Annotated in this window: 16 protein-coding genes; 5 read left to right on the forward strand and 11 right to left on the reverse strand. The window is 49.8% G+C overall.

The features are described 5' to 3' along the window. Window positions 1-84 precede the first annotated feature (84 nt). The 11 genes from trpB to J7L64_00330 form a co-directional block, all read right to left on the reverse strand. The gene (trpB, locus tag J7L64_00280) at window positions 85-1,290 is read right to left on the reverse strand and encodes a tryptophan synthase subunit beta (protein ID MCD6450794.1); all 1,206 of its coding nucleotides are present in this window, start codon (window positions 1,288-1,290) and stop codon (window positions 85-87) included. After that, the gene (locus J7L64_00285; protein MCD6450795.1) at window positions 1,269-1,880 is read right to left on the reverse strand and encodes a phosphoribosylanthranilate isomerase; all 612 of its coding nucleotides are present in this window, start codon (window positions 1,878-1,880) and stop codon (window positions 1,269-1,271) included. Before J7L64_00285 ends, trpB begins: the two co-directional genes overlap by 22 nt. Further along, entirely contained in the window at window positions 1,877-2,668 is a 792-nt protein-coding gene (trpC, locus tag J7L64_00290; protein MCD6450796.1) for an indole-3-glycerol phosphate synthase TrpC, read from the reverse strand. Before trpC ends, J7L64_00285 begins: the two co-directional genes overlap by 4 nt. After that, window positions 2,661-3,683, reverse strand: a complete 1,023-nt coding sequence (gene trpD / locus J7L64_00295) for an anthranilate phosphoribosyltransferase (protein ID MCD6450797.1) — start codon at window positions 3,681-3,683, stop codon at window positions 2,661-2,663. Before trpD ends, trpC begins: the two co-directional genes overlap by 8 nt. Before the next feature lie 11 nt (window positions 3,684-3,694). Next, the gene (locus tag J7L64_00300; GenBank protein MCD6450798.1) at window positions 3,695-4,264 is read right to left on the reverse strand and encodes an aminodeoxychorismate/anthranilate synthase component II; all 570 of its coding nucleotides are present in this window, start codon (window positions 4,262-4,264) and stop codon (window positions 3,695-3,697) included. After that, window positions 4,245-5,717, reverse strand: coding sequence for an anthranilate synthase component I (trpE, locus tag J7L64_00305; protein MCD6450799.1), 1,473 nt, complete (start codon window positions 5,715-5,717; stop codon window positions 4,245-4,247). The genes J7L64_00300 and trpE overlap by 20 nt, the downstream gene beginning before the upstream one ends. Before the next feature lie 314 nt (window positions 5,718-6,031). Next, window positions 6,032-7,264, reverse strand: coding sequence for a glycosyltransferase family 39 protein (locus tag J7L64_00310; protein MCD6450800.1), 1,233 nt, complete (start codon window positions 7,262-7,264; stop codon window positions 6,032-6,034). Further along, entirely contained in the window at window positions 7,192-7,713 is a 522-nt protein-coding gene (locus J7L64_00315; GenBank protein ID MCD6450801.1) for a hypothetical protein, read from the reverse strand. Before J7L64_00315 ends, J7L64_00310 begins: the two co-directional genes overlap by 73 nt. A gap of 17 nt (window positions 7,714-7,730) precedes the next feature. Next, window positions 7,731-9,422, reverse strand: a complete 1,692-nt coding sequence (locus tag J7L64_00320) for a hypothetical protein (protein ID MCD6450802.1) — start codon at window positions 9,420-9,422, stop codon at window positions 7,731-7,733. Between the two features lie 18 nt (window positions 9,423-9,440). Next, window positions 9,441-10,760 carry a radical SAM protein gene (locus tag J7L64_00325; GenBank protein ID MCD6450803.1) on the reverse strand — a complete coding sequence of 440 codons (1,320 nt, stop codon included), beginning with the start codon at window positions 10,758-10,760 and terminating at the stop codon, window positions 9,441-9,443. A gap of 105 nt (window positions 10,761-10,865) precedes the next feature. Next, complete coding sequence (locus J7L64_00330; GenBank protein ID MCD6450804.1) at window positions 10,866-11,519, reverse strand: glycosyltransferase family 2 protein; 654 nt, start codon at window positions 11,517-11,519, stop codon at window positions 10,866-10,868. Between the two features lie 152 nt (window positions 11,520-11,671). Here J7L64_00330 and J7L64_00335 point away from each other — a divergent pair, with 152 nt between their 5' ends. From J7L64_00335 to J7L64_00355, 5 genes are all read left to right on the forward strand, one after another. Then, window positions 11,672-12,907, forward strand: coding sequence for an amidohydrolase family protein (locus tag J7L64_00335; protein MCD6450805.1), 1,236 nt, complete (start codon window positions 11,672-11,674; stop codon window positions 12,905-12,907). Window positions 12,908-12,919: 12 nt separating this feature from the next. Continuing rightward, a complete protein-coding gene (locus J7L64_00340) occupies window positions 12,920-14,167 on the forward strand; it encodes an amidohydrolase family protein (GenBank protein ID MCD6450806.1) in 1,248 nt (415 codons plus the stop codon). 131 nt (window positions 14,168-14,298) lie between these two features. Continuing rightward, on the forward strand, window positions 14,299-15,546 hold the full coding sequence (locus J7L64_00345) for an amidohydrolase family protein (protein MCD6450807.1): 1,248 nt from the start codon (window positions 14,299-14,301) through the stop codon (window positions 15,544-15,546). A 12-nt stretch (window positions 15,547-15,558) separates the two neighbouring features. Beyond that, entirely contained in the window at window positions 15,559-16,872 is a 1,314-nt protein-coding gene (locus J7L64_00350; GenBank protein MCD6450808.1) for an amidohydrolase family protein, read from the forward strand. A 13-nt stretch (window positions 16,873-16,885) separates the two neighbouring features. Continuing rightward, the gene (locus J7L64_00355; protein MCD6450809.1) at window positions 16,886-19,369 is read left to right on the forward strand and encodes an amidohydrolase family protein; all 2,484 of its coding nucleotides are present in this window, start codon (window positions 16,886-16,888) and stop codon (window positions 19,367-19,369) included. Window positions 19,370-19,420 lie beyond the last annotated feature (51 nt).

Below are 19,420 nucleotides of genomic sequence, written 5' to 3' on the forward strand. Positions count from 1 at the left end.
AACAACTCGCGGAATAGCTCCGGTGAGGGGTAAAAGGCAGTAAAGAAAGGGATAAACGCCTTCTTCCCCCGAGACCTTATGACCTTAAACCTCTCCCCAATCCTTCCCACTTTCTCCTCCTATCCTTTCTATTATGTTAAGGTCCTTATCCCCTCTCCCCGAGATATTGATCACCACCAAGCTATCCCTATCAAGTTCCCGGACCAACCTTTTGAGATAAGCCACGGCATGAGCCGACTCAAGAGCAGGGATTATACCCTCCAAGGAAGAAAGCTCCCAGAAAGCCTCCAGCGCCTCCTCATCGGTGACATTATCGAAGCTAACCCTCCCGGTATCTTTGAGGTAACTTAGCTCAGGTCCCACCCCAGGGTAGTCCAAACCGGCTGAGATCGAATGGGTGGGCAAGACTTGACCCTCCTCATCCTGAAGGAGGTAGGAATAGGAACCATGAAGAACCCCCGGCGTTCCCCGGCAAAGGGTAGCCGAATGCTCTCCTAACTTCTCTCCTCTTCCCCCTGCCTCCACTCCGATCATCTTCACCTTCTCCTCGCCAAGAAATGGATGGAAGAGACCGATGGAGTTCGACCCTCCACCCACACAGGCGATGAGAAAGTCGGGCAATCTCCCCTCAAGGGAGAGGATCTGCTCTTTCACCTCCCGTCCGATCACTGACTGGAAATCCCTCACCATAGTGGGATAGGGATGGGGACCGACAATTGAGCCTATCAGATAATGGGTGGTCTTCGCATTGGTCACCCAATCCCGTATCGCCTCGTTAATCGCCTCCTTCAGTGTTCGAGAACCGGCTTTTACCTTTATGATACGAGCACCCAGTATCCTCATCCGCAGTTGATTGGGCGCCTGCCTTGCATAATCCTTCTCCCCCATATAGATGACACACTCGATCCCAAGAAGGGCACAGGCAGTGGCAGTGGCTACACCGTGTTGTCCTGCTCCTGTCTCCGCCACTATCCTTTTCTTCCCTAACCTCTTGGTCAGAAGCGCCTGTCCCAGGCAATTGTTGATCTTGTGGGCACCGGTATGGCAGAGATCCTCTCTTTTGAGGTAGATCTTGCATTTGTATTTCTCGCTCAAGTTCCTCGCGAAATAAAGTGGCGTGGGCCGACCCACATAATGGGTGAGATAGTACTGAAACTCCTTAGAAAAAGATGGATCGTCCTTGGATTCAAGGTACGCCTGCTCAAGCTCGAGAAGGTTCTCCATCAAGGTCTCAGGGACAAACCTCCCACCAAAAACACCGAATTTACCTAACTCCTTTGAAGATCCCATTTCCTCACCTTTAGGATGAATTCCTTTAACTTATCGGGGTTTTTAACTCCTTCTTTCTCCTCTACCCCACGACAAACATCGACCCCGTAAGGGGAAACCCTGGAAAGGGCGAACTCCACATTCTCCGGAGTCAACCTCCCTGCCAGGATCACCCTCCCCCACCTTCCCGCTTCCCTGGCAACATCCCAATCATAGCCGAGGGCAAAATCGCCTTTGGGGAGGTCCAACATAAAGAAGGGAAGACGAAACCTCCTGATTTCCTCTAAAACCTTACTTCCGCCAACCTTGAAAACCTTGATCCCCCTCTTCCCAAATGCCTTGAGGTAGGATACATCCTCCTCCCCATGGAACTGCGCCAGATCGAGAAGACAATACTCCATAACCTCCCTCACCATAGAGAGCTCCTCGTTCATAAAAACACCGACGGTGTAAACGAACGGCGGAAGCTCTAACACCATCTCCCTCACCCTTTCCGGGGATACCCTCCGTGGGCTTGGGGCGAAGATGAACCCCAAAGCATCGGCACCGGCATCTACCGCCATAAGCGCATCCTTGAGATTGGTGATCCCACAGATCTTGATCTTAGTCATCCCTTCCCCCTCAGCGCGGAACAAAATGACCTAAGCTTCTTCCCGGGATCGGCTGCCTTTACCAAAGCCTCTCCAATGAGAAATCCATCGGCTCCAAGTCCCCGGTAAAAAACGAGGTCCTCTTCTTTCCTGATCCCGCTCTCCACTATCTTCACCTTAGAACTGGATATCAGAGGGAGGAGCCTCCTCGACACATCGAGATCCACCTCAAAGGTATTCAAGTCCCTGTTATTTATGCCGACTACCTCTGCGGAAGCATCAAGGGCTTTTAACAACTCTTCTTTGGTATGAACCTCTACCAAGGCTTCCATCCCCAATTCCCTGGTGAGATTTAGAAGATCCTCAAGCCTCTTCCGGGAAAGAAGAGCAGTGATCAAAAGCAATGCATCTGCACCGGCAAGCTTTGTCTCTACGATTTGATACTCATCGATGATGAAATCCTTTCTCAGAATAGGAACCTTAATGAATCCCTTCAAGTCTTGAATATCCTTCAACTGCCCACGGAAATATCTCTCCTCGGTTACCACCGAGATTGCCGAAGCACCGTTAGCCTGATATACCTCTCCTAACTCCTTGACCTCGCCTTCAAAAAGAACGCCCTTCGAGGGGGAAGCCCTCTTTATCTCGGCGATGATCCCGCCTCCCGAACGAATAGCTTCGGATAAAGAAAGAGGGTGAGAAGTGGTTTTCTCAGCCATTCGCAACAATCGAAAAAAGGGCAACCGCCTCTTCTTCTCTTCAATGAGCTCTCTCTTTATCTTTGTCATCTCCTTTAAGAACTCAATCATTCCTTCCTCCCTTGGCGAAGGAAATGAACTGGGAGAATAATCTCAGAGCCTTGCCGGAATCGATAGACTCTTCCGCCATCTCCACCCCTTCCTTTATGTCCCTCGCTCTACCCGAGACAAAGATAGCTGCTCCCGAGTTCAATAGAACTATATCCCTTGTCGGTCCCTTTTCTCCCTTCAATACCCGGTGAAGGAGCTCTACATTCTCCTTAACCGAATAGGCTTTTATAGAAGCTAAGGGGACACTCTTGATGGCGAAAGCCTCCGGGACGATCTCTACCTCCTCTATCCTCTCCTCGGTTACCAGAAGGCCCCGGGTGGGTGCGCTAATGGAAATTTCATCCAAACCATCAAGGGAATGAACGATCAACGCCTTCTCCGTTCCCATAAGCTTCAGCGCCTTCGAAATCGGCATCATAAGATCGGGAGAGTAAACGCCCAACAACTGCCTCTTGACCCTCAAAGGATTGGCTAAGGGACCGATTATGTTGAATATGGTCCTTACCCCGATCTCTCTCCTCGGCTGAAGGGCATACTTCATCGCAGGATGGAACCGGGGAGCAAAAAGGAAGCCAAAACCGATCTCGTCGATAGCCTGAGCCACCTTCTCCGGGGAAAGATCGAGATCAACCCCTACCGCTTCTAAAAGATCGGCACTCCCGCATCTGCTTGAGACAGAACGATTACCATGCTTTGCCACCTTTACCCCAGCACCAGCAGTTACAAATGAAGAGATGGTGGAGATGTTGAAGGTAGAACGACCGTCTCCCCCGGTTCCACAGAGATCGATCAGGTCCTCGCTTTTTGTCTCGATCTTCACCGCCTTTTTCAAAACACCCTTTACACTGCCGACGATCTCCTCGATGCTCTCCCCTTTCATTCGGAGGGCAATGAGAAAGGCGGCGATCTGAACCGGGGTGGTCTTATTTGACATAATCTCGTCCATCACCCCCTCCGCCTCAGCCGAAGCCAGACTCTTTCTCTCCAAGAGAGCGGATATCGCTTCTTTGATCATAATCCTCCCTCCTAACCAACCAGTTGGAGAAAATTTCTCAAAATCCTTTTACCTTCCCTGGTGAGAAAGGATTCCGGGTGGAACTGAACCCCTTCCACCCTTTTATCCTTCAGCCTTATTCCCATAATCTCCCCCTCCTCGGTGTAAGATGAGACTTCGAGAGAGGGGGGAAGAGACTCCTCCTCAACCAAAAGGGAATGGTATCTGGTAGCTATGAAGGGGTTTTTCACCCCCTCGTAGAGCGTCTTCCCATCGTGGTAGATCTCCGACAGCTTACCGTGCATCACCCTATCCGCTCTCTTCACCGTTCCACCAAAGGTATAGGCAATGCACTGATGACCCAAACACACCCCCAATATGGGGATTTCCCCGGCAAACATCTTTATCAACTCGTTGGAGATACCGGCTTCCTTCGGGGTCTTGGGACCAGGAGATATGACCAGGTAATTCGGTGAGAGCCTCCTCGCCTCACGGAGGGAAATCTGGTCATTCCTCCTCACTACTACCTCTTCGCCAAGCTCCATAAAAGCCTGAGCCAAATTGAAGACGAAGGAATCGTAATTATCTATTAGTAAGATCATCCTCCCCCTCCGATAGCTTTATCGCTTGATATAATCCCTCCATTTTGTTCAAGGTTTCCCAATATTCAGCCGAAGGATCGGAATCCGCCACAATCCCCGCCCCAGCCTGGAGGTAATACCTCCCCTGCTGATAGACGATCATCCTGATGGCGATGCACATATCCATATTCCCATCGAGCCCGAAATAACCGAGAGCGCCAGCATAAGGACCCCTTCTCATCCCCTCTAACTCCTCGATGATCTCCATCGCCCTTATCTTGGGGGCGCCGGTCACCGTTCCCGCGGGAAAGGCGGCTCTGAAGAGATCCAAGGCGTCAAATCGCGGGTCTATCCTCCCGATAACTTCGGAGACGATGTGCATCACATGGGAGTACTTCTCCAGCTTCATCCGCTCCTTCACCTCTATGGAATGAGGGAGACACACCTTGCCCAGATCGTTCCTTGCGAGATCAACAAGCATTACATGTTCTGCGATCTCCTTCTCGCTTTGGAAAAGCTCCTTTTCTAATTCCTTCTCCTCCTCGGGAGTTTTCCCTCGGGGTCTCGTTCCAGCAATGGGGTGAACCGAGGCTATTCCCTCCCGTAATTTGGCTAATGCCTCGGGCGAGGAGCCAATGAGCTGAAAATCATCGAAATCCAAGAAAAACATATAAGGCGAAGGATTAATCGTCCTCAACGCACGATAGATCTCGAAAGGCGGAGCGGAGGTCTCTCCAGTAAATCTTTGCGATAAAACCACCTGAAAAACATCCCCGGCTAATATGTATTCCTTTGCCTTTTTAACCAATCCCTCGAAATCGCCTTGGCTAATATTCCCCTTAGGTCTTTTTGATTTCTCTCGCTTCCTGAGTTTGCCTCTCAGATCCAAGAACCGATTAAGAGCAGTTTTTATCTCCTCTATCCTCTTAAAAACCGCTTCTGAAGCCTCTCTCCTATCCGTGAGGGTGATTATCTTCACACTGTGAGTGATATGATCGAATACTACGATATCCCTCATAAGGGAAAGAACACCTTCGGGTAAAGGCAGGCCATCGGAAAGATCAAGTTTAACCGGCTCGAAGAACCTGACTATGTCGTAGCCCAGATATCCTACCCAACCGCCGATTAAAGGAGAAAGCTCTGGTTTGGGAAGAACCTCATAGGAAAATACAACCCTCCGCAGCTTCTCCAAAAATTCTTGCGGCTCAGAATTGACCCTACCGCCATCTACGAAAATTTTTCCTTCGTCGATTCTGATCGTGGAAAGAGGATTCAACCCGATGAAGGAATAACGACCAAGCTTCTCCCCCTTTTCCACGCTCTCCAAAAGGAACTTAGCGCCGAGCCCTCTCAACTTCAGGAAAGCGGAAACCGGGGTCTCCAAATCAGCGACGATCTCCTTCCAATAAGGGAACAATTCCACCTTTTTCATCTCAAGCTCCTTGTTCCTCAGAATAAAAAAAGACCCACTCATCCTTTCTCAGGATCAGTGGGTCTGTTAAGGGGGAAGAATCCTTACAGACCCACCCTCTTAAACCACCAATAATAGGTGTAGTAAGGGTGGATCGTACCTAAAACCTCTATCTTTTTACTTCCCCCTATATTACCCATTGCAGGCATTATTTTAATCAAGAAAACCCACTTGTCAACCCCTAAATTTTGATCGATTATTTATAAAACAGAAGCACTAACTTCTCTCATATATCAATAACTTAATTTTAACGGTTTACTGGCGATGAGCGCTTCTTATCTTCCATCTTAAAGTCAAGTTAGGGGAGATCATCCATATTAGCCCTCAATCTTGTAGAGGGCATAACGGTAGCCCCGTTCGTAATACTCGGCTATCAATTTAAGCTTAAAGTTTTCCAGGATGTAACGGCAAAATTTGTTCTGCTCCGGATCGTTCACATTGCACCAGAAGTTGTAGTGGAAATATATCCCCCCGCGAAACCGTTTTAACTTACTGGTAATGAAGGTTCTATTATTGAACACGAGGTAAGCCTGAGCGGAGCTCCTTTTAAAGAGGAGGAACATATTGGGATTGTGGGTGATGATCAGTGAATTATCGGGAACCATTCGGGCAAATTTCTTGGCGTATAGGTAGTCCATCCGGGCACCCCAAGCCTCCTCGCCAACCGCCCTCACCAACGGCAGAAACCAGGTAAAGGCAAAGACGGTTATCACCAGGGGAACCCATTTGAGTCGTCCTCCCTTAAGCCTCTCCTGAAGGAGGGAGAGTCCGAGACCGGAAAGAACCGCAAGAGGAGCGTAGGAAAGAAGGGAGAAACGGACATCAGCTCCATATCGATAGCTCCCGGCATAAAAGGGAATAAATATCCCCCAGAAGAGGAGAAACCAACCGAAAGGAAGAAACTTTGCCCGCCATCTTTTTCCAAAGAAGAATCCCACTATAGCCAGAATGCTGAACAAGACCGGGAACCAGTGATTATCAAAGTAAAACCAACCGTTGGTTCGGAGGTTATAGTGCACATAGCTGAGGGCGAATTTAGGACCCCTGCTTCCCCAGGGCTCCCCGCCAACGGCAATGATATGAGCCAAGTGAGGGATGATTAAAAAGAAGGAAATCACTCCCATTTTGTAGATTCTCGACCTTATAAGCTCAGCAGGAGCAAGAAGAAGAATAGCTATTCCGAAAACGAGGATAAGGAGAAACGATTCCGGACGGAACTGGCAGGCAAAAGGGAGAAGAACGAAGGCGAGAAAAAGAAGGGAGTTTTTTCTCTCCTTAAGGTAGAAGACAAGAAATAAAAGGGAGAAAACAGCAAGGGAAGCAGCTGAAGGTTCAACCGCGGTGGTGTTTGACCAGAGGAGATTCTCCGGAATAAGAAGATAGATGAGGGCAGAATAAATGCCGACCAAGAAGCTGTCGAAAAGGAGATAGGAGAGCAAAAACACACTCAAAACAGCAAGACTGAAGAGGAGATTATTCAGGATATAGCCATAGATCTCGTTATCGCCAAAGATCCTGAAAAAAAGCTCACCAAATAGGGATAGCCATATGGCTCCTTATTATATTCTCCACTGAAACACTTAAACTCCCCATATTCGTATGTCCCGTAATTGCACATCTGGGCTCTCTTGAGGTGGGCGAGGTTCTGAGCGACATTGAGGTATATCGTCTCATCATAGTAGATTCGGTGAATGCGAGGAGGAAGAAAAAGAGACATCAAGAATGAGCCGAGTACCAAAGCGAGGATTACATATCGTTCCTTCCTGGAGAATGAGATAAAGAGTCTCTTTATATGATCGAAGCTAATGATTATTCCAACGATGATGAGAACGAAGTTCACCTCAAGAACGATGGGGATGATGGTCTTCAACTCCTCCTTTATCCGATGGGGGTTTCCCGAGGACAAAAGAAGAAGAAAGAAAAATACGCCAAGAAAATAAAGCAGGACAAAAATGAAAAATCTTATCCCTTTTTTTATCAAGCCCTTCTTTCCCTCCATTACTCACCCTCCCCTCTTTATTCACCAAAGACCAAGAAATCACCGATTGCAAGGCAATCGCATCCGGTACGGACGAAGGTAGAAACAGCATCTTCAGGGGAGCAAACAATGGGCTCCCCATGGATATTGAAACTGGTATTCAAAACGACGGAAAGACCGGTAAGCTCCTTTACATAGCGCAGAAGCTTCCCGTAGCGGGAGTCCTCCTCGCAGACGATCTGGGGGCGGCAGGAAAGATCGATGCTTATCACCCCCTTCAGCCTGTTCTTCATCTCCTCCTTTATGATGTAGGCAAAGGTCATAAATCTATCGGGACGCCCTTTCAAATTCTTGAAGCATTCCTTTGCATCCTCCACAAGGAGAGAGGGGCAAAAAGGCTGGTACCAAACCCGTTTTTTGAGCCTAAGGTTCAAGGCGTCCTTTATCTCAAGGGAATCGGGACGAGCGAGGATGCTCCTTCCCCCAAGAGCACGAGGTCCTACCTCCATCCGTCCCTGAAACCACATCACGATGTTTCCCTCTTTAATGAGCTCAGCCACCCTCCTCTCTATGTCCTCTACCCGCTGGTAATTCAACCTATGCCGTTTCAAGACTTCCTCTATCTCAGAAGGTGAGTAGTCCGGTCCTAAAAAGAGGTTCTCCAATCGATAGGAAGAGACCCCGTTAAGCTGATAATTAAGGTAAAAAGCTGCCCCAAGAGCAAGCCCTCCATCAGCCATATGGGGAAATACATAGCAATCGGAGACTTCAGGAAGGTCCCTTATCTTCATATTCAGCTTGATGTTCGAGGCAACACCACCGGCAAAGGCAACCCGTTTAAGCGATGTCTCCCCTATCGCATTTCTCACCAACTCAAGCACCTTGACCTCGATCGTCCTCTGAGCCATATAGGCAAACTGCTCTGGCGGGAAACACCAAAGAACCCTCCGAAGCTCCTTGAGCATCCCCAACGAGGAATAACGCGCCTTTACCTTAAGACCCTCCACCTTGAAAAAGTCGAGCAAGGGGTTTTTATCATCGGGCACTGGATAGGCATAATCGGCAAGCGCCATAACCTTCCCTTCATCCTCAAGCTCCCTCATATGGAGGAGGTTGGTTACATGCTCGAAGAAGATACCGAGGGAATCCTTACCTGAAATGAAGGAGAGAGGGCGAAGCTTCCCCTCTTCAAATACGCTCACCGTTCCTGAAAGCCCGTCTCCAATCCCATCGATGGTGAGAACAAGGGCACTATCGAACCCACTGGTGAAGGCAGCTCCTGCGGCATGGGCTAAGTGGTGATTCACGAAGTAAAGCCTGAAGTCAGAAAAACCAAGCCTTCTAAGCGCCTTCTTGATGGGGATGCCTCCGATCCATCTGTAGATGGGAAGGGGACCGAGTTCAGTCAACCTGTATTTAGCTCGCTTCTTGATACCAGAGAAAAGGCTTGGCTGTTTCTTCCTCCTCCTTATCAGGTAATACTCCTCCTTAAAGGAAGGGAAAACGCGAGCCAATGTCTTTGCAAAATCGGAGGTGGAGATAGCGATATGCTTTATCTCCTCTGGATCGAGGGCAAGGCGTTCGAAGATCATCCTTATCGAACGCTCGGGAAAGGAGACCTCGAGCTTTCTCCTCGTCAGCCTCTCCTCATTTATAGCGAAGAGGACCTCATCTCCGCGGATAAGAGCGGCACCGGAATCGTGCCCGTCCCAGATACCGAGAATATACATCGATCATTCCTCCAATTTTTAACCGAGGATATCGGACAGCTTCCTCAACAAACGCGAAAAAATACTCCTTCTCGCGCTCCTCAAAATCCCGAAAAAAACCCGGGGCTGAGAGTAAAACCTTCGATACGCCCTTCTCCTAAATTTAACGCAATCACTACGGGAAAAACCGGGAAGCTCCATCACCGCCTGATGCTGACTGAACTCGGAAAATTCTCCCTTTATCCAACCCTCCTCGGTGGCGATGGTATAGAGCTCGGAGCCGGGAAAAGGGGCGGCACAATAAAACTGGGCGAAATCGAGCCCCAAGGACTTAGAAAAAGCGATCGTCTCCTCTGCGGTATCCCTCGTTTCTCCGGGAAGACCGATGATGAAGTGTCCCACCACCTCAAGACCTGCCTCCTTGGCTAACCTCACCGCTCTTTCTATATCCTTTCTCGCTATCCCCTTCTTCGCCCTTCTCAATACCTCCTCGCTCGCCGACTCTATCCCGTAGCTTATCATAAAACAACCTGCCCTTCGCATCAGGGTAAGGAGCTCCTCATCCACCGTATCTACCCTGCTGTTTGCTGCCCAGCTTATATCGAGCCCATTATCGATTATTGCCTGACAAAGAAGAGAGGCATACTCCCTATCGATGGTGAAGGTATCCGCCCAGAAGAGAAAATCCCGCACCCCGTACCGGGCGATATCGTTTTCTATCTCCGAAATCACCCGGGGGACCGACCGTTTACGCACCTTCTTCCCATAATAAACACCAGTGGTACAAAAGGTGCACGGGTAAGGACATCCACGAACAGGGGCGACGATTAGAAACCGCCTTTCCTCCAGGGGAAGCCGATAACTATCGAGGTTCACCAGATGCCAGGCTGGATCGGGTAGAGCATCGAGGTCTTCGATAAACCCTCGCTGGGGGTTATGAACGATCTCCCCCCTCCTTCGATAGCTTATCCCTCTAACCTTTGATGGTTCGTGCCCCTGAGAAAGTGTCTCCACCAGCTCCTTCGCCGTCTCCTCTGGCTCATTCCTGATGACGAAATCGAGCGCTTCTTCCCTAAGGCATTCAGCAGGAAGGGCGGTAGGATGGGTACCGAAGATAGCGGTACGACAGCGAGGGACCACTTCCTTTATCATCCTCGCCAGAGCAAGGTCGTTCTTGATAGTGGGGGTCGCGGTTGACCAAATAGAGATGTTAGGGGAAAAATGAGCGATAACCTCTCTCAGCCTATCGAAAGAAACACCTTCTGCCGGGCAGTCGATGAGTTTAACCTGATGTCCCGCCTGCTCGAGGAGAGAAGCGACCATCGCCAGGGAAAGGGGAGGCCAAAGGACAGTCCACATACTCTGTTCCTGGGTGCACCTGCCCTCTCTGATAAACTTCCCTTCCGCCGGGGGATTGAGCAAAAGTATCTTCATTTCGGGAAAGATTGTAACTCAAATCTTTGACTAAAAGAAAAGATATTTTATAAGCGAATAAACATAACGAAACCAGACCCTTGAGAGACGGATGTTAGAAACTCCGTACCTTCGCTTATACTCATGAGCAGGAACCTCAGCCATCCGGTAGCCCTTTTTCAATGTCTTTATTATCATCTCCTGCTCTATGGTGGAGATGTTCTCCTTTAGGTCGAACTTCTTGAGGACTTCGGTCCTTATTGCTCGAAATCCATTCTGGCTTTCGCTAAGCCTCACCTTGAACCGCCAATTTATGCAGGCGATGATGAAAGAACTTCCCATCAAGCGGAGACATTCATCGAAGGTACCGTGAAGCTCGTTCGAGCCGCCCAGGAGCCGAGAGCCTGAGACATGATCCGCCTCTTTCTTTAGGATCGGTTCCACAAGCCTCGGGATATCATCTGGATCATGAGAGCCGTCAGCGTCCATAAAAACGGTAATCTCTGTTCTTATATGGGGAATCGCGCTTCGTATGGCATCGCCCTTTCCTCTTCGGTTATCCCTTATTACCTTTGCTCCCTTAGCAAGGGCGATGTTATAGGTATTGTCGGTGGAATGACCATCAACTACGATTACCTCACAGGCGTAATCCTTCACCCGCTCGATAAGCTCACCTATGGTTCTCTCCTCATTCTTCGCCGGTATTACAAACCGTTATTGATTTTCTTACTGCCTCTTCCACCTTTTTATTATAACCGAAGGAGAAACGGCTCTCAAAACCATTTCTCCATAAATGGAGCAGAAGAGTTCTTATTTCCCTATTTTTATAGTAGAATAGCTAATTAAGGAGGTAAAAGATGAGGAGACGAGGTTTAATCATAGCGATTTTTCTCCTATTCCTCATCCCCTTGCTCTCGATAGCTGGGGAGAGGGTTATTGCCATCAAAGGGGGTAAAATCTATACCGTAACCAAAGGAACGATAAAGAACGGGACCATTCTCATAAAGGGGAAAAAGATCGTAGCGGTTGGCAGGAATATCAGAATCCCTCAGGAAGCAGAGATCATAGACGCCAAGGGAAAAGTCATCACTCCGGGCTTGGTGGATGCCCATTCCCACTTGGGCTTAGGACCGAGTGGAGGAGTAACCGAGGACAACGAGATGACCGACCCTGCCACCCCGCAACTGCGGATCATCGACTCGATAAACCCTTACGGCGAGGAACCGGACAAAGGTTGTTTCAGGAAAGCCTTAGCCGAGGGGGTAACCACCGTGATCTGCCGTCCGGGGAGTGGAAATGTCATCGGGGGGCAGGCAGCAGCGGTAAAGACCTATGGAAAGACAGTGGACGAGATAATAAGGAACTTCCCCTGCGATATGAAGATGGCGATGGGAAGAAAGAAGGGGACGGGCGGTTACCCGATGACCAAAATGGGCACCGCCTACATCATCAGGAAATACCTCCTCTTGGGAAGGGAATATCAGAAAAAACTTGAGGAATACGAGAAAGAGAAAAAGAAAAACCCAAAGGCAAAACCACCGAAGCGAGACCTCAAGGCAGAAGCGATGGCACTCGTCACCTCGGGGAGACTTCCAGTACACATCCATGTAATTGATGCCAATGACATAATGACCATCGTCCGGATAGCAACCGAGTTCGGTCTAAAAGATGTCTCCTTAGGACATGCGGAGGAGGCATACAAGGTGGCAAGAGAACTCGCCAAACACAACATCAAGGTGGTGGTTGGTCCCCGGGTCATCGTCTATGATGATGAGAACCATTTGATAGACCTCGCTGAATACCTTAGGAAGGCGGGAGTTGAGGTCTCCATTATGACCGATGCCGATGTGGTTCAACAGGAGTACCTCCGCTATCAGGCAGCTCTTGCGGTAAAGTACGGTATGCCCTACGAGGAGGCTCTCCGTGCCATCACCCTTAATCCAGCGAAGCTCGCCGGCGTTGCCGATAAGGTAGGAAGCATCGAGCCGGGAAAACTGGCTGATATCGTCATATTCTCCGGCGATCCCTTCGATGTATTGAGTGGGGTGGAAAAGGTCTTCATCGAAGGGAAACTTGTCTATAAAGCAAAATAAGGGGAGAGTAAAATGAGAGTTAAAGAATTGAAAATAATCGCGGCAATCCTATTCCTTTTCTCCCTCATTGCATATCCCTCCGAGAGAGCGACGGTCATTATTGGGGGGAAGGTGATCACCGTGACCAAGGGGATCATAGAGAAGGGGAAAATAGTAATTAGAGATGGGAAGATCGTCGCGGTAGGGAAAAATGTGAAGATACCAAAGGGAGCGATGAGGATAGATGCGAGGGGAAAGGTGATCCTTCCCGGTCTCATCGAGGCGGATACTACTCTCGGCTTGGGAGGAATGAGAGGAGGAGACGCCAACGAGGCGACCAAGCCAAACACCGCTGAGCTCTCGGTACTCGATGCCATCAATCCCTTCGACAAGAACATTGAGCGCGCCCTGGCGGGCGGAATAACCACTGCCCTCATCAATCCGGGGAGAATAAATGTTATCGGAGGCCAAGGAGCAGTGGTAAAGCTCTCAGGGAGAACGGTATCGGAGATGGTACTTTTAGCTCCTGCTGGAGTAAAGTTCTCCTTAGGCGAAGGACCCAAATTCTACTATGGGAAGAAGGGACGTCTTCCCTCTACCAGAATGGGGGCTGCCTATATAGTAAGGAAGGCTCTCCTCGATGCCAGGGATTATCTAAAGGAATGGGAGGACTATCAAGAAGCGAAGAAGGAGGGGAAAGACGCTAAAGAACCGAGAAAGAATCTCTCGCTTGAGCCATTGGCTAAACTCTTAAAGGGTGAGTTAACCGCCTATATCGAATGCTACCGAGCTGACGACATTATGACCGCCCTGAGGTTGATCGATGAGTTCAAAATTAAAAAGGCAGTCCTCGTTGGGGTAAGCGATGGGTACTTGGTAGCTGATGAGATCGCAAAGAGGAAGGTGCCGGTCATCATCACCCCAGCAGGGGTAGAACCTCATAGGATGGAGACGGAGCGAATAAACATAAAGAACGCCGCCATTCTCCACAAGGCAGGGGTAAAGGTTATCCTCCACGCTTCTTATTCTATGGGGGTCGGGGCGGTAAGGGAGCTCCCCCTCCTCTCTGCCTTCGCTATAAAAGGCGGGCTTCCCCGAGAAGAGGCGCTTAAAGGGATAACCATCTATCCCGCAGAGGTCCTTGGGGTAAGTGATAGGATTGGAAGCATTGAGCCAGAGAAAGATGCCGATCTCGTTATCTTTTCGGGAGATCCCTTCTTCTATCGTAGCCGGGTGGAAAAGGTTCTGATAAACGGGAAAATAGTCTACTCTTTAAAATAAGGAGAGAGGGAATCCCCCCTCTTTTCCTTTCCGTTAAAGACCATTTTTCGTTGTTAAGGGGCTTTCCTATGAGGTATAATTGTTTGTTTAACACAAAATACCTGTAATCCCATAATCAAGGGAGGTAGCCTATGAAATATAGGTCTATTTTGGTAGCGACTCTGGCGATCATCCTCCTCCCCTTGTGGCTGATGGCTCAGAACCTCTACATAAAGGGAGGGACGATCATCACCGTCACCAAGGGGACAATTAAAGGAGGAGCCATCCTTATCAAAAAAGGAAAGATCGCTGCGGTGGGGAGGAATGTTAAATGTCCTCCCGGGGTAAAGGTGATTGATGCTAAAGGGAAATACATCATCCCAGGGATAATCGACGCCCATTCCCATATGGCACTTGACGGCGATATTAACGAAGCGACCAACCCAGTTACTGCCGAAGTAAGGATGAGGGATGCCATCGACTTTGACAATCCGGTGATCCTCCAGGCGCTCGGTGGAGGGGTGGCGGCGGCAAAGCTGATGCATGGAAGCGCCAATGTAATCGGCGGTCTCAATGTAGTGGTAAAGCTCAAATGGGGGAAACCACCTGAAGAGTGGTTTATCCCTGACGCCCACAAACAACTTAAGATGGCTTATGGTGAGAACCCAAAACGGGTCTATGGTTCCCGAGGACAAATGCCCTCGACCAGAATGGGGAACGCTTATGCGCTGAGGAACGCAATGATCCAGGCGAAGGAGTATATGAGGAAGTGGGCGGAATATGAAAAGGCAAAGAAAGAGGGAAAAGATGCCAAGAGGCCGAAACGGGATTTGAGGCTCGAGACCTTAGCCGATCTCCTTCGGGGTAAATACACCGTCGATTTCCATTGCTATCGTGCCGATGGGATCGCCAACCTCCTTTCGATAGCTGATGAGTTCGGTTTCCGGGTAGAGGTGTTGAGCCATGCCCTCGAGGGATATAAGATCCCGGATATAATAAAAAGTCATAACGCATCGGTCTCCACCTTTGCTGACGGCTGGGGTTATAAGATGGAGGCGTTCGATGGCATACCCTATATGGTACCCCTTCTCTTCCGTTACGGGGTAAATGTACTGGTAAGCTCGGACTCGGACAACACCATCAGAAGGCTCTATATAGAGGCCTCCAAGGCGATGAAGTACGGCGACCTCACCCCTGATGAAGCACTTAGGTTGATAACTATAAACCCAGCAAAGGCGCTTGGGCTCGACCACCGGATGGGAAGCATCGAGGTAGGCAAGGATGGAGATATCGCCATCTTCGACCGCCATCCAATGGATACCTTTACCAAATGCGTGATGACCATCATCGAGGGCGAGGTTTACTTCGACATCAACAAATATGCTTCCTCTCCTAAATGATGGAGGAATAAGATGAGAACAAATAAACTATCAAAAACGCTGGTGCTTATCGCCTTTTTCTTTCTTCTTGCTACAAGCACCTTTGCTGACGAGAAGCCGATCCTGATCAAGGGAGGTACTATCGTCCCCGTGACCAAACCCATCATAAAGAAGGGAGACATCCTCATAAAGGATGGAAAAATCGTCCAAATGGGAAGAAGGATCAAAGCGCCCCGCGGAGCCAGGGTGATAGACGCAAGAGGGTTATACATCTACCCCGGGATGATCGACGCCTACAGTAGCCTGGGAATGGTTGAGGTAGGAAGCGTTTCCGCCACTGTGGATACCAACGAGACAACGAAAAAGATAACCCCCTTCCTCTCGGTGCTCGATGCCATCGATCCCGACTCTGCTCCGATAGGGGTAACCCGGGTAAACGGAATAACCACCGCTCTGGTATCTCCTGGCGCAGCCAACCCAATAGCGGGCAAAGCAGCGGTGATCGATCTTGCCGGGCGCACCGTTGACGAAATGGTTTTGGCGCCGGATGTAGCGATGATCTTTTCCTTCACCAAAGGTAGCAGGGGCTACGGAAGCAGGGGAAGAGGGGGATATCCCTCAACGAGAATGGGGATTGCTGCTCTAATCAGACAAACATTGATCGATGCGGAAGACTACCTTAAAAAGATCGAAACCTGGGAGAAAAAGGGAAAAAAGGGACCGAAGCCACCGAGAAATACCACCTATGAGGCGCTCATACCGGTATTAAAGGGAGAGATGCCCGTCATCGCCAATGTGCGGGAGGCAAGGGAGATAAGGGTGGCGCTCGAGATAGCCGATGCCTTCCATCTCAAGCTCATCCTCTTAAATGCCAATGAATGCGACAAAATGATAGAAAAGATCAAGGAGCGGAATATCCCCATCCTTCTGGGAAACATCTTCACCAATCCCGATGAAACTCAGCCCTACGACTTCTACTACAAGCTACCCCTCAGGCTCTATCGAAACGGCATCAAGTTCGCCATCTTCGTCGGCGGTGCCCATTCGGTGAGGAACCTTCCCTACTCCGCAGCGGTGGCAGTCGCTTACGGACTCCCCTATGAAGAAGGGTTAAAGTCGATAACCATCTATCCGGCGGAGATATTGGGGATCGCTGACAAGGTGGGAAGCATCGAGAAGGGCAAGATCGCCAACTTGGTAGTCTGGACCGGGGATCCCCTTCAGGTGAGATCGCGGGTAAAACATCTGATCATCAAAGGGAAGCTCGTCCCCCTCACCAACCACGATACCGAGCTCAGGGATAGGTATCTCCACCTCTACAAACATTTAAAGATAAAACTCCATTAATGGGGAGGGACCGATGAAAAAGGCTAAAGTAACCCTTATCGCCTTAGCTCTTCTTTTCTCCCTTCTTCTCTCCCCCGCCTCTTCCAAAGACGAAGGGATAATCGCCATCAAGGGGAAGATCGTTTATACCGCTTCAGGTGCTCCCATCAAAAACGGGGTAATCCTGATCAAGGGAGGAAAGATCATAAAGGTAGGATCGAGGCTAAAAATACCAAAGGGCGCGGCCGTCTATACCGCTAAGGTGGTGATGCCTGGGTTGGTCGAGGCTCACTCCCACTTTGCGGTGATGTCCGACGCCAACGAGGCCACCAATCCCATCACCCCCGGGATGAGGGTATCGGATGCGATAAACATCAGCGATCCTTATTTCTATTATCCTCTCTCAGGTGGAGTGACCACCATCGTAACAAGACCGGGAAGTGCCAATGTGATCGGAGGATTAAGCGCAGCTCTCAAGCTAAAGCACAATGTCCCTCTTGATAAGATGATCATCAAGGATCCCTGCGACTTCAAGATGGCGCTCGAAGGGAATCCGATAGGCGTTTACGGAAGACGGGGAAGGATGCCAGCGACGATGATGGGATGCTATTACCTTGCCCGCAAGACCTTCCTCAGGGGCCAGGAATACATCAAAAAGTGGGAGAAATACGAGAAAGAGAAGAAGAAAAACCCAAACGCCATACCGCCGAAGCGCGATCTCGCCTTAGAGGCGGTAGCGATGGCGCTTAAGCGAGAGATACCGGTTCACATCCACACCGCAAAGGCGAACGAGGTGGATGCTGGCCTTCGCCTTTTTGACGAATTTCATCTTGACGGGAGCTTTGCCCACGCCTATTGGGGCTATCTTATCGCCGATGAATTGGGGAAGAGGAAGGAGGTCCTCGTCCTTGGTCCGGAGATGTTCTTCCACTACTTCGGGGAAAAGGGAATAATGAACTCCGCTGCTATCCTGGCAGCAAAGGGGGCGAAGATAGCGGTCCAGACAGATGCAAATGCCTACGGGGTAAAGTACCTTCGAAATACCGCCGCTCTCTGTGTCCGATATGGACTCCCTGAGGATGTAGCTATAAAGGCGATAACCATAAACGCTGCCGATGCGGTAAACCTCGATGACCGGGTAGGAAGCATCGAGCCGGGAAAGGACGCCGATATCGTCCTTATGGACGGCGATCCCTTCGAGGTCTTGACCACGGTAGAAAAGGTCTTCGTCGATGGTAAGCTCGAATTCGAGAACAAGAAGCATTACCATACCATTGCCGATCTCAAACTCGCCCCTCCCAAGATAAGCCACAAAAAGATAAAAATAAGAAGAAAAAGTGAGAAGACCATCGCAATCACCGGAGGAAGGATCATTACCGTCAGCAACGGAGTGATAGATAGGGGGACGATACTGATCGAGAACGGGAAGATAAAAGCGGTGGGAAGAAGGATCCACATTCCCAAAGAAGCAACGGTAATCGATGCTTCGGGCAAGGTGATAATGCCGGGGATCGTCGCTGCTGCCTCCTCCCTTGGGCTCTATTCCGACTGGAAGAGGATAACCCACACCGATGAAGCGGTAAACCCAGTGACTCCGGCAATGGAGGTAATCCACGCCATAGACCCCTTCTTCCCCACGGTACGAGATGTCCTCGTCTCTGGGGTGACCACCGCCAACGTCAATCCGGGTGCTGCCAATGTGCTCGGCGGAAGAGGGGCAGTCATAAAGACAGTGGGAAGAACGGTGGAGGAGATGCTGGTCAAGAAACACAGTATGATGATGGCCTCCTACTGTTCCCGCCCCAAATCGGTCTATGGCTCGAAGGGAAGGATGCCAGCAACCAGAATGGCTATCGCCTATCTCCTCCGGGACAATTTCCTCAAAGCCAAAGAATATAAAGAGAGGCTCGAAAAGGCGAAAAAAGAAGGAAGGGAGATACACCGTGACCTAAACCTTGAGGCGCTCATCCCGGTGATCGAAGGTAAGATGCCGTTGATGGTCGAAGCGGAGAGGAAAAGCGACATCCTAAGGGCGATAGAGATAGCCGATGAGTTTAAGATAAAACTGATAATTCTCGGAGGAGCGGAAGCACATCTGGTAGCTGACCAGCTCGCGGAGCGAAATATACCGGTGGTTATCACCCATCTCAGGGAGCACAGGAGGACCAATGAGACGAAGAGATTCAGAACCGATATGGCAGCACTCCTGGAAAAGAAAGGGGTGAAGGTTGGATTTATGTTGGACGACGCCAGATGGCCCATAAGCACCTTAGGCCATCAGGATGGAAACCTCCTGATGAACGCCGCCCTATGTTTCAAGCTCGGGATGAGCGAGGAAGGAGCGATAAAGGCACTCACCATCTATCCAGCAGAGTTCCTCAATATAGCGGACCGGCTAGGAAGCATCGAGAAAGGGAAGGATGCTGATATCATCATCCTCAAGGGGCACCCATTCCTCCTGAAGGCAGTACCAGAATTGGTAATGGTCAACGGAAAGATAGCCTATAAGGAGAGATAAGGGGGGATTAAAAGGGGGGTGGCAAATGCCACCCCCCCTTTTTTTAATCTA

It is taken from the genome of Acidobacteriota bacterium (assembly GCA_021161905.1).
Classification (GTDB): domain Bacteria; phylum Acidobacteriota; class B3-B38; order Guanabaribacteriales; family JAGGZT01; genus JAGGZT01.

Excerpts from the sequence above, each read along its gene's own strand:
- trpB (MCD6450794.1), bottom strand. The coding sequence starts at position 1,290 with ATGGGATCTTCAAAGGAGTTAGGTAAATTCGGTGTTTTTGGTGGGAGG.
- J7L64_00285 (MCD6450795.1), bottom strand. The coding sequence starts at position 1,880 with ATGACTAAGATCAAGATCTGTGGGATCACCAATCTCAAGGATGCGCTT.
- trpC (MCD6450796.1), bottom strand. The coding sequence starts at position 2,668 with ATGATTGAGTTCTTAAAGGAGATGACAAAGATAAAGAGAGAGCTCATT.
- trpD (MCD6450797.1), bottom strand. The coding sequence starts at position 3,683 with ATGATCAAAGAAGCGATATCCGCTCTCTTGGAGAGAAAGAGTCTGGCT.
- J7L64_00300 (MCD6450798.1), bottom strand. The coding sequence starts at position 4,264 with ATGATCTTACTAATAGATAATTACGATTCCTTCGTCTTCAATTTGGCT.
- trpE (MCD6450799.1), bottom strand. The coding sequence starts at position 5,717 with ATGAGTGGGTCTTTTTTTATTCTGAGGAACAAGGAGCTTGAGATGAAA.
- J7L64_00315 (MCD6450801.1), bottom strand. The coding sequence starts at position 7,713 with ATGGAGGGAAAGAAGGGCTTGATAAAAAAAGGGATAAGATTTTTCATT.
- J7L64_00320 (MCD6450802.1), bottom strand. The coding sequence starts at position 9,422 with ATGTATATTCTCGGTATCTGGGACGGGCACGATTCCGGTGCCGCTCTT.
- J7L64_00325 (MCD6450803.1), bottom strand. The coding sequence starts at position 10,760 with ATGTGGACTGTCCTTTGGCCTCCCCTTTCCCTGGCGATGGTCGCTTCT.
- J7L64_00335 (MCD6450805.1), top strand. The coding sequence starts at position 11,672 with ATGAGGAGACGAGGTTTAATCATAGCGATTTTTCTCCTATTCCTCATC.
- J7L64_00340 (MCD6450806.1), top strand. The coding sequence starts at position 12,920 with ATGAGAGTTAAAGAATTGAAAATAATCGCGGCAATCCTATTCCTTTTC.
- J7L64_00345 (MCD6450807.1), top strand. The coding sequence starts at position 14,299 with ATGAAATATAGGTCTATTTTGGTAGCGACTCTGGCGATCATCCTCCTC.
- J7L64_00350 (MCD6450808.1), top strand. The coding sequence starts at position 15,559 with ATGAGAACAAATAAACTATCAAAAACGCTGGTGCTTATCGCCTTTTTC.
- J7L64_00355 (MCD6450809.1), top strand. The coding sequence starts at position 16,886 with ATGAAAAAGGCTAAAGTAACCCTTATCGCCTTAGCTCTTCTTTTCTCC.